The sequence below is a fragment of the Microbacterium sp. Bi128 genome (genome assembly GCF_918698205.1).
Map to the genome: position 1 here is coordinate 1 of NZ_CAKKMM010000075.1, position 13,411 is coordinate 13,411.

At 72.2% G+C, this 13,411-nt stretch carries 12 protein-coding genes; 2 read left to right on the top strand and 10 right to left on the bottom strand.

Annotated features, from left to right (window positions below):
- The 8 genes from LQV45_RS08210 to LQV45_RS08245 all read right to left on the bottom strand — a co-directional run.
- On the bottom strand, positions 1-1,134 hold a 1,134-nt coding region (locus LQV45_RS08210), incomplete at its 3' end, for a S8 family serine peptidase (protein WP_230006566.1).
- Positions 1,131-1,601, bottom strand: coding sequence for a DUF501 domain-containing protein (locus tag LQV45_RS08215; RefSeq protein WP_230006575.1), 471 nt, complete (start codon positions 1,599-1,601; stop codon positions 1,131-1,133). The genes LQV45_RS08210 and LQV45_RS08215, both read right to left, overlap by 4 nt.
- Before the next feature lie 111 nt (positions 1,602-1,712).
- On the bottom strand, positions 1,713-2,330 hold the full coding sequence (locus LQV45_RS08220) for a septum formation initiator family protein (protein WP_230006567.1): 618 nt from the start codon (positions 2,328-2,330) through the stop codon (positions 1,713-1,715).
- A 169-nt stretch (positions 2,331-2,499) separates the two neighbouring features.
- On the bottom strand, positions 2,500-3,780 hold the full coding sequence (eno, locus tag LQV45_RS08225; RefSeq protein WP_230006568.1) for a phosphopyruvate hydratase: 1,281 nt from the start codon (positions 3,778-3,780) through the stop codon (positions 2,500-2,502).
- Positions 3,781-3,897: 117 nt separating this feature from the next.
- Entirely contained in the window at positions 3,898-4,587 is a 690-nt protein-coding gene (locus LQV45_RS08230) for an O-methyltransferase (protein WP_230006569.1), read from the bottom strand.
- Positions 4,588-4,618: 31 nt separating this feature from the next.
- Entirely contained in the window at positions 4,619-5,431 is an 813-nt protein-coding gene (locus LQV45_RS08235; protein WP_230006570.1) for a cytochrome c oxidase assembly protein, read from the bottom strand.
- An 88-nt stretch (positions 5,432-5,519) separates the two neighbouring features.
- Positions 5,520-6,329 carry an SGNH/GDSL hydrolase family protein gene (locus tag LQV45_RS08240; RefSeq protein WP_230006571.1) on the bottom strand — a complete coding sequence of 270 codons (810 nt, stop codon included), beginning with the start codon at positions 6,327-6,329 and terminating at the stop codon, positions 5,520-5,522.
- A gap of 46 nt (positions 6,330-6,375) precedes the next feature.
- The gene (locus LQV45_RS08245; protein WP_230006572.1) at positions 6,376-7,821 is read right to left on the bottom strand and encodes an MFS transporter; all 1,446 of its coding nucleotides are present in this window, start codon (positions 7,819-7,821) and stop codon (positions 6,376-6,378) included.
- 124 nt (positions 7,822-7,945) lie between these two features.
- Between LQV45_RS08245 and LQV45_RS08250 the strand changes: the two genes are divergently transcribed.
- Positions 7,946-8,803, top strand: coding sequence for a helix-turn-helix transcriptional regulator (locus LQV45_RS08250; protein ID WP_230006573.1), 858 nt, complete (start codon positions 7,946-7,948; stop codon positions 8,801-8,803).
- Positions 8,804-8,836: 33 nt separating this feature from the next.
- Here the strand turns inward: LQV45_RS08250 and hisS are convergent, their stop codons facing one another.
- On the bottom strand, positions 8,837-10,087 hold the full coding sequence (hisS, locus tag LQV45_RS08255; protein ID WP_230006576.1) for a histidine--tRNA ligase: 1,251 nt from the start codon (positions 10,085-10,087) through the stop codon (positions 8,837-8,839).
- Between the two features lie 144 nt (positions 10,088-10,231).
- On the bottom strand, positions 10,232-10,837 hold the full coding sequence (locus LQV45_RS08260; protein WP_230006577.1) for a MazG family protein: 606 nt from the start codon (positions 10,835-10,837) through the stop codon (positions 10,232-10,234).
- A 360-nt stretch (positions 10,838-11,197) separates the two neighbouring features.
- Between LQV45_RS08260 and LQV45_RS08265 the strand changes: the two genes are divergently transcribed.
- On the top strand, positions 11,198-13,411 hold a 2,214-nt coding region (locus LQV45_RS08265; RefSeq protein WP_230006574.1), incomplete at its 3' end, for a phosphoenolpyruvate carboxylase.

The following is a 13,411-nucleotide window of genomic DNA, read 5'->3' on the forward strand; positions in this document are numbered from 1 at the left end:
CGACGCCGCTCGCGGAGCGGAATCGACCGGCGGCAGGGGCGGGATCTCCACCGGCGCCGTGGTCGGCTCGCCGGTGGGCGCGGGGGCGTCGGCACGGCGATACAGACGCACCCATTCGGCCAGATCACCGAGCGGATTGGACGAGACCGAGGGGACGGTGGCCGACACCGCGGCCGCCGCGTCGACCAGACCGTAGCCGTAGAGCGCGTCCTGCCCCGATCCCGTTCCCGGCCCGGGCTTGGCGGTCCGGATCAGCCGGTTCAGCACGTTGTCGGCATCCAGGTCGGGGTGGGCGGCGCGCACCAGGGCAGCGATGCCCGAGACGATCGGGGCGGCCCCGCTCGTCCCGTTCCACTGCACGAGCGTGCCGTCGGCCGAAACACCGAGCAGGCGCTCGCTCGGGGCCGAGAGACCGATCGTGATGCCCTGCGTCGAGGCGTCGTTGCTCGCGGTGCCCGAGGGGTCGACCCCGCCGACCGCCAGCACACCGGGGATGGTGGCGGGGGCACCGACACGCGATGTCCCACTCCCCCGGTTGCCCGCCGCCACCACCACGACGACGTCGTGGTCGAAGGCGTACTGGAACGCCTCGTCCCAGCTGGGGTCCCAGTCCAACGTGTTCGTCGTCAGCGACATGTTGATGACGGTCGCGCCCTGATCGACCGACCAGTGGATGGCGTCGACGATCTGCTCGGTGAAGGGCTTCGAGGTCACCGCGCCGAAACCGACCGAGACCGACAGCAGTTCCGCATCGGGCGCGACCCCGATCATGCCGCGTCCGTTCCCCGTTCCGCGCGAGGCCGCGAGCGAAGCCACCCAACTGCCGTGGTTGGAGTCGACGGCCCCGACGGGCGTCCGCCCGTCCGCCGCGCCCACCCCGGACACGTCGGTGCCCGCGGCCACGGCGCCCGAGAACTCCACCGGTCCGCGTGCGATACCGGTGTCGATGACGGCGATCTTCTGGCCCGCCCCGCGCGTGGTCTTCCAGGCGTCCCGGATGCCGTACTGGTCGAGCCAGTACTCCGCGGCGCGGACCGGATCGGTCGGGTCCTCCGGAACCGGCCCCGTCGTCGCGCCCGTCAGCAGCACCACGCCCAGAACGACGGATGCCACGGCCGCGACGACGCGTCTCACCCGCCCGCTCCGGGCGTCTCGCACTCGCACCGCTCGGGCGACCACGTCCCCCTCGCGAGAGCGCGATCGCCGATGGGGTTCACACCCGACCCCGCGGCCAGGGAGTGACCGGCGAGCGCGTGGAGGCACTTGACCCGGGTCGGCATCCCTCCGGCGGAGATGCCGGCGATCTCTTCGGGTTCGCCGTAGGCCGCGCGATCGTGGAGGTAGGCCTGGTGCGCCGCGGTGTAGGCGGCACGGAGCTCTTCGTCGTCGGCGAGCTCGTCGGCGAACTCCTTCATGACGTGACCGGCCTCGAGCACCGACATCGCGGCTGTGGCCGCGGGGTGCGTGAGGTAGTAGAAGGTGGGGAACGGGCTGCCGTCGTCCAGGCGCGGAGAAGTGGCCACGACCGTGGGGTTGCCGCACACGCAACGCGCCGCGATACCGATGACGCCGCGCGGCACACGACCCAGCTGCGACTGCAGCACGTCGAGGTCGGCGTCGGAGGCGGGGGCAGGGGCGAGGTGCTCATCGTCTCCCAGGGTACCCGGCGACCCCGAGGTCGTCCGCGGGGACCGTCCGCCGCCGTCGCGCGCTCACGGGGCGGGCGAGGCGTCGGGCGCCGGATCCGGCACGCCGATCGCGGGGGCGACCACCTGCGCCGCGCCGGCGGAGGTCACCGAGCGCACCAGCTGCGACATCCAGTCGGTGCGCGTCTGGCCGACGTCGGCCGACACGTCCTGCTGCTCCTGCGGGGCCTCGGAGGCGGGCAGGTCGTCGTCGATGAGGTACACGACCTCGCCGGGCAGCGTGTAGTACAGGCGCTCGCGCGCCTGAGTGGTGATGTAGGCGGGGTCCGACCAGCGCTCACGCTGGGACTGCAGATCGGCGACCTCGCTCTGGCTGAGGGCCACGGCGCTCTGGAGCGCCTGGATCTGCTGGCGCTGGTCCATGTAGGTGCCGACGGTCGGCACGAGCACGAAGGTCCCGAGCACGACGAGCCCGAGCATGATGACCACGAAGCCCGAGATCCGGAGTCCGCCCAGCCACTCGCGGACGTCGACGCGACGCGCGCGCGGGGGTCTGGAGCCCCCGGTGGCCGGCGCCGTCGCGGGTGCCGACGCCGAGCGGTTTCGGGGGCGGCGGACCTTCGCGGCGCCGGAGGCCGGGGCCTCGTTGCGCCCTCGAGACGAGGGGAGCGTCGGTCGTTCCACGACGTCTCCTTCCTCACGTTGCGTCGGGCGCGCGCCACGGGCGGTAGCCGAGTCTATGTCGGTGCGGGCGTGCGCCCCGGTGACGCGCCGGGGTCATGGCATCCACGGAGCCGGCCGGGAACGACGAAGGGGGGAGCCTTCCGGCTCCCCCCTTCTCACGCGGTGACGATCAGCCCTGGAAGCGGGGGAACGCCGAGCGGCCCGCGAAGACCGCGGCGCCGCCGAGGTCTTCCTCGATGCGGAGCAGCTGGTTGTACTTGGCGACGCGCTCGCTGCGCGCGGGGGCACCGGTCTTGATCTGGCCGGCGTTGACCGCGACGGCGAGGTCGGCGATCGTGGTGTCCTCGGTCTCACCGGAGCGGTGCGACAGCATCGAGGTGTACCCCGAACGGGTGGCCAGGGAGATGGCATCCAGGGTCTCGGACAGCGTGCCGATCTGGTTGACCTTCACCAGGAGCGAGTTGGCGACGCCCAGGTCGATGCCCTGCTGGAGGCGCTTCGGGTTGGTGACGAACAGGTCGTCGCCGACGAGCTGGACCTTCGAACCGATCGCGTCGGTGAGCTTCTTCCAGCCGTCCCAGTCGTCCTCGGCGAGGGCGTCCTCGATCGTGACGATCGGGAAGTTCGCGACGAGGTCGGCGAAGTAGTCGACGAGCTCGTCGACGCTCCACGCCTTGCCCTCGACGGTGTAGACGCCGTCCTTGTAGAACTCGGTCGCGGCGACGTCGAGGCCGACCGCGATGTCCGTGCCCGGGGTGAAGCCGGCCTTCTCGATCGCACGGATGAGGAAGTCCAGGCCCTCGCGGTTGCTGGGCAGGTCGGGGGCGAAGCCGCCCTCGTCGCCGAGACCGGTGTTGTAGCCCGCGGACTTCAGCTCGCCCTTGAGGACGTGGTAGACCTCGGTGCCCCAGCGCAGCGACTCGCCGTAGGTCTCGGCGCCGATGGGCGCGAGGAAGAACTCCTGGAAGTCGATGCCGTTGTCGGCGTGCTCGCCACCGTTGATGACGTTGAACAGCGGCACGGGCAGCAGGTGCGCGTTCGGGCCGCCGAGGTAGCGGAACAGGGGCAGGTCGGCGCTGTCGGCGGCGGCCTTGGCGACGGCGAGCGAGACGCCGAGGATGGCGTTGGCACCCGTGCGCGACTTGTTCTCGGTGCCGTCGGTCTCGATGAGGATCTCGTCGATGATGCGCTGCTCGCTGGCCTCGACACCCTCGATGGCCGGGCCGAGCTCGTCGACGACCGCGGCGACGGCCTTCAGCACACCCTTGCCGCTGTAACGGCTCTTGTCGCCGTCGCGCAGCTCGTAGGCCTCGAAGGCGCCGGTGGACGCGCCGGAGGGGACGGCCGCCCGCTGGACGATGCCATCGTCGAGGAGCACCTCCACCTCGACGGTCGGGTTACCGCGCGAATCCAGGATCTCGCGCGCGTTGACAGCCTCGATAAGTGCCACGAAGGACTCCTCGTTGGTTCTGGTGGAAAGAGGGCGGAGCGTCGTCGGTCCAGGGTCGAGTCTAGTGACCGCGGTCGTCGCCCGTGGGGTCGGTTCGGGGCGCCGTTCGTGTGGCGATCACGGCGACGCCGGACCGACCCCGGATGCCACGGCGTCCGTCAGCACCGCGAGGGCGAAGCCGTCCCAGCCCTTGCGGTCGAGTGTCTGCAGGGCGGTGGCGTCGAAGCGCGGGTCCTCGCCGAGCATGACCACGCCCGCTCGCGCGCCCGCGACCTTCGTGTCGCCCGGGGCCGGATCCGCGACCTCGCCGGCCCGCACGACGTTGTCGAGCACGACGACGGTGCCGGGGCGGCCCAGACGCGCGGCCCAGTCGAGGTAAGCGGGGTTGGACTCCTTGTCGGCATCCACGAACACGAGGTCGAACGGTTCCTCGCCCGCGAGCGTCGGCAGGATGTCCGTGCCGCGCCCGATGCGCACCTCGACGCGGTCGGCGACGCCCGCCCGCGCGAGGTTGGCGCGCGCGATGCCGGCGTTGCGCTCCTCGGCCTCGATCGTCACCACGCGACCACCCTCGGGCAGCGCCCGCGCGAGCCAGATCGTGGAGTACCCGCCGAGCGTGCCGATCTCGAGGACCCTCCGCGCCCCACTGATGCGCACCAGGAGATGCAGGAGTTTCGCAGCGACCGGCGACACCTCGATCGCGGGGAGCCCCGCCTCGTGTTGCGCGGCGAGCGCGGCATCCAGGATCGGATCGTCGCCGATCAGGGTGTCGGTCAGGAAGCCGTCGACGTCGTCGTGTGTGGGCACTCCCCCAGCCTGGCGAGCCGGAGAGCGCGGGTCAACGGCGTCCGTCGAGGTGCGCGCGGGTCATCGCGTCGTACTCCTCGTCGGACAGGTCGTCGAAGCTCTTCGCCTCGACACGGTCCGTACGCATCCAGCGGATCAGCAGGATGACGAGGATCGGCACGTCGGCGAATTCGGCGATGAACCAGATCAGGTCGCCGGCGAGGTGCTGGTCGTGCAGCGTCGTCGGCCACCACGACACCGCTCGGGCGGCATCCGGTATCAGGTCGAGCACCGTGTCGTTCAGGCGCAGGAGCAGACCGGGCACGGAGTCGATGAGGAGCTCGACGAACGCGAGGAGGAACTCGATCGCGATGAACGTGCCGGTGTGGACGGCGCCGAGGGCCATCATCGGCAGCACCATCGCCAGACCCACGAGGGGAACGACGATGCCGAGCGACGCTTCGACGACGGGGGTCACGCGCAGGACGCCGGCGAGGGGCGTCAGGAAGAGACAGAACACGGCGGCGATCACGACGGTCGCGACCATCGCGTTGCCGGTGATCCGCACGAACCGTGTCGCCAGCAGCCGCTGGAGGCGGCCCCGGCCGGTCTCGCCGCTCACGCGGGCGAGCAGATCGAGGGGGCGACCGGCGGCGATGCCGGCCGGGACGGCGAAGATCAACAGCGCGATGCGCGTCGAGAACGCCCACCGCAATTCCGACGAATACACGCCCAGGAAGCCCAGTTCGATCACGGCGTACGGCGCGAGCCCGAGCGCGAAGAACCCGATCGTGCGCAGCACGGGCCAGTGTTCTCCGCGGCGACGGAGGCGCACGACGGCAGAGGCATACGCGACGGATGCCACGACGATCACGCCGATCGCGACGGGATCGGCGTGCCAGGTGGTCAGGAGAACGTGCAGAGGAGGCGTGGCAGCACGGTAGGCCGGGCGCCTATGCGTGGGCCGGGACCTCCGCCGTCGCGAGCGCGTCGAGCACGGCCGGCAGGAGAGCCTCGGCGGTGCGGCGGTACCCGAGCGCGCTCGGGTGGAAGCGATCGACGCTGAACATCTCGTCGGGCCGCTCGGCGAACACCGGCCCCACGGCGCGCGCGAGGGCGACGACGCGTCCGCCGGCCCGCCGCACGGCTGCGGCCTGCGCGGCGGCGAGCTGCCGGGACGACCGCGCGGCGAGGGCGCGCAGGGGCTGCGGGATCGCCCGCAGCGTTCCGAGGTCGGGGCACGTGCCGACGACCACGGGGACGCCGCCGTCGCGCAGGACGCGGACGATGTGTTCGAGCTGCCCCGCCGCCCGGGAAGCGGAGATGCGGTGGGTCACGTCGTTGCCGCCGACGACGATGACCGCGACGTCGGCGCGATAGTCGTGCGGCACGGCCGCGAGCTGACCGGTCAGGGCGGAGGTCTCGGATCCCACGACGGCCGCGGTCCGCAACCGTACCGGACGCCCGTGCGCCCGGGAGATCCCTTTCGCGAGCCGCGCGCCGAGCGTGTCCCGGCGGTGGCCGGCGCCGAGCCCCGCGGCGATCGAGTCCCCGAGCAGGAGGAGCTCGATCGGCGGCCCCGGGTGCTTCTTCCGCCGCCAGACGCGGTCGGCGTCCAGGGCCTGCTCGCCCAGCGGCTTGCCGATCCGGCGGCGGGCGATCGCCGCCTGCCGCGCGATGAGGGTGCGCACCCCGACGGCCGCGGCCCCGAGAACCGCGACCGACGAAGCCGCGGTGACGGTGATCGGCCGACGCCTACGCATACGGCGATCCCATCGCGCCGCGGTGAACGGCGGGTGACGCGGGCGATCAGACCTCGAGGCCGCGCCGCCCCCGCGCGCGCAGCACGAGCGCCAGCACGAGCACCCCCGCCGCGAGGACCACGTCGAGCGCGAGCCCCGCGAGCAGCTCCTCACGGCCGACGACACCCGTGAACGAGACGACACCGCCGATGACGATCACGCCGAACGACAGGGCCAGCTGCTGCGCCGTGCTGAACATGCCGCCCGAGAGCCCGGCGGCCTGGACCGGGACCTCGCGCACGACGAGCTGCGTCAGCGGCGAGAAGATGAGCGCCTGCCCCGCACCGAGGAGCACGAGCGCCGGCTGCAGCCACAGCACGATGTCGGGTCCCCACGCGAGAACCACCGTCGCCGTCATCGCCAGCAGTGCGACGAGCTGCAGAGCGACGCCCCACGCCAGGGTCGCGTCGCCGAGCCGCGCCTGGACGCGAGCGACCGTGAGCGAAACGACCGCGAACACCACGGCGAACGGCAGCAGCGCGAGCCCGGCCTGCAGCGACGTCATCCCACCGTGCTCAACGGCGCGGGGGAACACGTACAGCAGCGCCGAGTATCCGGCGAAGAACAGCGCCGCCGACAGCAGACCGAGCTGCAGCGGCCGCAAGCGCAGGACGCTCGGAGGCAGCAACGGGACGCGCCCGCTGCGCTCCACGGCATCCTGGTGCCGCCACATCGCCACGAGAGCGACGGCGGCGATGACGAGGACCACGACCACCGGCCACGACCAGTTCCACGCCGGGCCGAAGGTCAGCGCGACGGAGGCGGCGAGGATGCCGAGCCCGAGCGCCGCGGTGCCGATGAGGTCGATCGCGACACGTTCGTGCGAACGGCTGCGGGGGGCGAGCGGCGCGAGGGCGATCGCGGCGACCGCGACGAGGGCGACGACGACGAACACCGCGCGCCAGCCGTCCACCACGCCGAAGCTCGTCGCGGCGAGCGCCCCGCCCGCGACCTGGCCAACGGCGGATCCGATGCCGCCGCTCGCGCCGAACGCCGCGATGGCGCGTGTACGGGCGGCCCCGCCGGAGGTCGCCTGGATCGTCGCGAGGACCTGCGGGGTGCACAACGCGGCTCCCACGCCCTGGACGACGCGCGCGGCGATGAGGGTCGACACGGAGGGCGCGAGCGCGCAGGCCACGGCGGAGACGAGGAACAGCCCCATGCCGACGGTGTACAGACGGTGGCGGCCGAAGCGATCGCCCAGACGTCCGCCGAGGATGAGCAGGACGGCGAACGGGATGCCGTAACCCGCGATGACGAGTTCGAGCGAGACGTCGTCCGCGCCGAAGCGGTCGCGCAGTGTGGGCAGGATGACGGTGACCGCGTTGAAGGCGAACGTGCCGACGCCGGGGCCGAGCAGGAACCCGATGTAGCGCCATGTCGGGACCGCCTCGACGCCCGGGACCGTGGGGACGGGCAGGGTGCCGCTGGCGGGGTGTGCGGAGGTCGTCATGGTGCCAGCATGGAGGGTGCCGCATCCTGGTACCAGGAGTCTCCTGATCCTGGTAGTCGGAGCAACAGCCTGAGCCCCTCCGGAGAGCACGCCGAAGCCTAGGCTCGCGGCGGAAGGAGACGCCATGACCCGATCCGACGAGACGCGCGCGGAGTTCGCCGCGTTCCTGCGCAGTCGACGCGCGCGCCTGCAGCCGTCCGACGTGGGGCTTCCCGAAGGTGCACGTCGCCGCGTCGCGGGACTGCGCCGCGAAGAAGTCGCGCAGCTCGCCGGCGTGGGTCTGACCTGGTACACGTGGCTCGAGCAGGGCCGCCCGATCGCGGCATCCGTTCAGGTCATCGCCGCGATCGCCCGCGCCCTTCGACTCACCGATGACGAGCGCGACCACCTGTTCGCCCTCGCCGACCTCCCCCGCCCCGAACGCGCGGCGCGGGCCTGCGTCGAGACGCCCCACCTCGATCTGCTCGAGAAGCTCCTCCCCTACCCCGCGGCGCTGCAGACCTCGCGTTTCGAGATCCGCGCCTACAACCGGGCGTACCGCTACCTCTTCGACGACCTCGACGAGATGCCGACCGCGCGTCGGAACTGCGCCGTGCTGCTGTTCACCGACGAGACCTGGCAGCGCTCGCACGTCGACCTCGATCATGCGCAGCGGCGCATGGCCGCGCGGCTGCGCTCGGCATACGGGCGACACCACGACGAACCGGCGTGGCAGCGGTTCATCGCCGAGCTCGAAGCCGCCTCGCCGCGCTTCGCGGAGCTGTGGAGCCGCGGCGACGTCGGCGGCGAGCCGCACGCCGTCAAGCACCTCGTCAGCGCCCGCGTCGGCGAACTCCACCTGGAGATGTCGAGCGTGTGGGTCGACGAGGGCCTCGGGTCTCGCGTCGTGTGGTTCGCCCCGCGGGATGCCGGGACGGCGGCGCGCCTCGAACGGCTCGCGGCCGAGCATCCCGAGCAAGCGCTCATCAGCGCGGTGGCGTGAGGGCGCGACGCCCGCCGGCGGGGCTGCGCCGGGTCAGCCGAGCGGCTTGATCTCGAGGTTCTCGCGCGTGGTCGCGCTCCCGACCGTCGCGAAGGCGGTGTATCCGTCCGCGGTGGCGCGCTCCAGCAGCGCCTTCAGGTTCTTGGTGCGCTGCTCCAGTCGCACCCGACGTCCTTCGCCCACGAGCACCGTCTTCAGGCTCACCAGGTCGACGAGGGGGACATCGCGGTCGTGGACCAGCACAACGGCGTGATCGCCCGCGCTCTCGGCATCCGGGAGCAGGTCGACGATGCGCTCGAAGCCGATCGAGAAGCCGACCGCCGGCACGTCCTGGCCGAGGAAGCGGCCGATCATGCCGTCGTAGCGCCCGCCGCCACCCAGCGAGTAGTCGACGCTCGGGTGGGCGAGTTCGAAGATCGTGCCGGTGTAGTACCCCATACCGCGGACGAGGAACGGGTCGAACCGCAGGGGGACGTCGCCGCCGCGCGCGGCCGCGACCGTCTCGCCGAGCGCGACGAGGTGGTCCACGATCTCGTCCGGGATGCCGTCGGGCAGGGCCGCACGGATACCGACGGCGTCGAACCCCGCGGCGTCGGTCTGCGGCCGGTCGAGGTACGCGGCGAAAGCGTCGACCGCGGGCGCCGCGGCGCCACGTTCCCGCAGCTCCGCCACGACGCCGGAGGCGCCGATCTTGTCGAGCTTGTCGATCGTGATGAGCACGCCCGGGCGCTCGTCGGGGGCGAACCCGAAGACGTCGAGCATTGCGTCCAGCGCGCGACGGTCGTTGACGCGGATCGTGCCGCCCTCGAGACCCAGGGCGTCGAGCACGTCGAGGCTCGCCGTCATGAGCTCGGCCTCGGCACGCGCGGTGGCATCGCCGATGATGTCGATGTCGCACTGCACGAACTGGCGGTAGCGCCCCTTCTGCGGGCGCTCGGCGCGCCACACCGGTGCGATCTGGATCGCGCGGAACACCGAGGGCAGCGACGCGCGGTGGGTGGCGTAGAACCGGGCGAGCGGAACGGTGAGGTCGTAGCGCAGGCCCAGGTCGGCCAGCGCCGCCGGGTCGTCGGCCGCGGCGCGGATCGCCTCGGCATCCAGTCCGCGCTTGAGGACGCTGAACGACAGCTTCTCGTTGTCGCCGCCGATCCCGGCGTGCAGGCGCGCGTACTCCTCGACCACGGGGGTCTCGATCTCGTCGAAGCCGTGCGCGCGGTAACGCTCGCGGATCACGGCGAGCACGCGCTCGCGGCGGGCCTTGTCAGCGGGGAGGAAGTCGCGCATGCCGCGCGGCGGGTTCACGGATGCCACGGCTCTATTGTTCCAGTCCTCGCGCGCCGCGTCGGTCCGGGCGGGTGGGGCGCCAGATCACGTGAACTCGCCGACAGCACCCGTTATGGTGCGTCGCAAGGCGTGACCTCGGCCAGATCACGTGATCTGGCGCGCTTCAGACGCCCGCACCTCGGCGGACAGGCCGCGGACACGGGAGCGGAGCGCGCGGTCGGCATCCCACCCGTGCTCGCGGGCGAGCTGCACGAGGGCGAGGAGCGCGTCGCCGAGCTCGGACTCGGTCGTGGGCGCCAGTGGCGCGCGGCCCGCGGTCACCCCGACCTGCTCCGCCTTGCCGAGCACCTTCTGCGCCAGGGCGAGCGACGGCATGTGGTCGCTGACGCCGTCGAGCACGCTCGTGCGCTCGCGCTTTTCGGCGGCCTTCGCCGCGTTCCAGTGCACCAGCACCTCTTCGGGAGTCGATGCCACGGCGTCACCGAACACGTGCGGATGCCGGCGCACCATCTTCTCGGTGAGGCCGCGGGCCACGTCGTCGATGTCGAACGGGTCCTCCGGGTCGCCCGCGGCGATCTCGGAGTGGAACAGCACTTGCCACAGCAGGTCGCCGAGTTCCTCGCGGAGGTCCGCGCGCGTCCCGGACTCGACCGCGTCGATCACCTCGGCGCTCTCCTCGACGAGGTACGGCACGAGGTCGCGATGGTCGATCGTCTGCGTCCAGGCGCAGCGCTCGCGCACCGCTCGCATCGTCTCGGCGGCCTCGCGCAGCGCGTCGTCGCTCACGGTCCCTCCTCCTGCGGCACGGTCGGAGCCGCTGCCCCCGAGTATGCCCCGCCCCCGTGCCGCGCGGTCCCGCGGCAGGCACAACTCCTGCAGATCCGGGGCGCCGGCGCCCGGGAGCGCTCGACCGCGCTCGGGCAGCCGGAGTTGTGCTGCCCGATACGGGGACACAACGCAGGAGAATGCGGGATGCTGACGCGGGAACGGCCCGAAATCCTGCGGCATCCCTCGCCAGAGCCCGGAGAATCTCCTGCGTTGTGACCGCCGGAACGGCACGGAACGGCCCGCGTGACATGGCCGCAACGTGACGCAACTACTCTGGGGCGTGTGCGTGAACTGACCCCGACCGAGGCCATCGACCTCGTGGGCCGCTTCGAAGCCGGCCAAGAACTCCCCGAACAGATGCGCGCCGACGTGCGTCTGCTCGGCTCGCTCCTGGGCCGTGTGCTTCGCGAGAGCGGCTCCCCCGGCCTCTACGACGACGTCGAGAAACTGCGGACGGCGACGATCCAGGCCTACACCGACGAGACGCCCGAGGCGTTCGAGCGGGCTGCGGCGATCGCCGACGGCTTCTCGATCGCCCGCGCCGACGAAGTGGCGCGCGCCTTCACGGCGTACTTCCACCTCGTCAACCTCGTCGAGGAGCACCAGCGTGTGCGCGTGCTGCGCGAGCGCGGCGACCGTCCGTCGCGCGGCGGCACCCCCGACACGATCGCGACGGCCTTCGAGCGCCTGTCGAGCGAGATCGGCGAGGAGGGCGCGCTGGCGCGCCTGCAGGCACTGCGGTTCCACCCGGTCTTCACCGCGCACCCCACCGAGGCGCGCCGCCGCGCGATCTCCACGAGCATCCGCCGGCTGTCCGAGCTGCTCGCCGAGCACGACGACGCCGGCGAGAACGACACCGAGACCCGGCGCACCGAGCGCCGCATGCTCGAGGAGATCGACACGCTGTGGCGCACCGCGCCCCTCCGTCGCGAGAAGCCGTCGCCGGTCGACGAAGTGCGTTCGGTCATGGCGGTGTTCGACGAGACGCTCTACACCGCCGTCCCGCGCGTGTACCGCCGCATCGACGACATCCTCCAGGGCGAGAACGCCGGCGCACGGGCGCCGATCGTGAAGCCCTTCGTGCGCGTGGGTTCTTGGGTCGGCGGCGACCGTGACGGCAACCCTTTCGTCACGGCATCCGTCACCCGCAAGGCCGCCGCGATCGCGAGCGAGCACGTGCTGATCGGCCTCGAGCGTACGACGCAGCGCGTGGGTCGCGGACTGACGCTGGATGCCGAGACGACCCCGCCGAGCGAGGCCCTCGTCGCCCTGTGGCACCGCTTGCGTGCCGCCGACGAAGACGCCGCCGCCGAGATCGCCGAGCGCTCCCCCGACGAGCCGCACCGTCGGATCCTGCTGCTCCTCGCCCGCAAGATCGCCGCGACCCGCACGCGCAACGCCGACCTCGCCTACCGCGACCCCGAGCACCTGCTGGCCGACCTGCGCACGGTGCAGGACTCCCTCGTCGCGGCCGGTGCCGCGCGCCAGGCCTACGGTTCGCTCCAGCGCCTCGTCTGGCAGGTCGAGACGTACGGCTTCCACCTGACCGAGCTCGAGGTGCGCCAGCACTCGGCCGTGCACGCGAAGGTCCTCGCCGAGCTCCGCGCCGGCGGCGAGCGCAGCGAGCAGACCGAAGAAGTGCTCGAGGTCTTCCGCTCGATCGCCTACGTGCAGGAGCGTTTCGGGCCGCGGGCCGCCGGCCGGTACATCGTGTCGTTCACGCAGTCCGCCGACGACCTGGCCGCCGTGCACGAGCTCGCGTCGTACGCGATGGGCCCGGGCGAGCAGCCGCCGGTGCTCGACGTCATCCCGCTGTTCGAGACGTTCGCCGACCTGCAGGCCGCTCCCGGCATCCTCGCCGAGATCGTCTCGCACCCCGCTTTCGTCCGTCGACTGGATGCCACGGGTCGCCGCCTCGAAGTCATGCTCGGCTACTCCGACTCGTCGAAGGACGTCGGCCCCGTCGCCGCGAACCTCGCGCTGTATGAGGCCCAGGCGTTGATCTCGACGTGGGCCGAGGCCGAGGGCATCGAGTTGACGCTCTTCCATGGCCGCGGTGGCGCCCTCGGGCGCGGCGGCGGTCCGGCGAACTCCGCGATCCTCGCGCAGCCGCCGCACTCGGTCGACGGCCGGTTCAAGCTCACCGAGCAGGGCGAGGTCATCTTCGCCCGGTACGGCGACCCGGACATCGCGATGCGCCACATCGATCAGGTCGCGGCGGCGGTGCTCACGGCATCCTCCCCCTCGATCGAACGCCGCAACCGCGGGGCGGCCGAAGCGTTCGCCGACGTCGCCGCCACGATGGACGTCGCGTCGCGCGACCGGTTCTTCGCCCTGGTGAAGGCCCCCGGCTTCGCGCCGTGGTTCGCCACCGTCACCCCGATGGAAGAGCTCGGGCACCTCGCGCTCGGCTCGCGCCCGGCCCGCCGCGGCCTGTCGGTCGAGTCGCTCGAAGACCTCCGCGCGATTCCATGGGTGTTCTCGTGGACCCAGGCC

Bases quoted from the DNA above. Each gene is read 5' to 3' on its own strand.
- LQV45_RS08240 (WP_230006571.1), bottom strand. From the start codon at position 6,329: ATGCGTAGGCGTCGGCCGATCACCGTCACCGCGGCTTCGTCGGTCGCG.
- LQV45_RS08245 (WP_230006572.1), bottom strand. From the start codon at position 7,821: ATGACGACCTCCGCACACCCCGCCAGCGGCACCCTGCCCGTCCCCACG.
- LQV45_RS08250 (WP_230006573.1), top strand. From the start codon at position 7,946: ATGACCCGATCCGACGAGACGCGCGCGGAGTTCGCCGCGTTCCTGCGC.
- hisS (WP_230006576.1), bottom strand. From the start codon at position 10,087: ATGCGCGACTTCCTCCCCGCTGACAAGGCCCGCCGCGAGCGCGTGCTC.
- LQV45_RS08260 (WP_230006577.1), bottom strand. From the start codon at position 10,837: ATGCGAGCGGTGCGCGAGCGCTGCGCCTGGACGCAGACGATCGACCAT.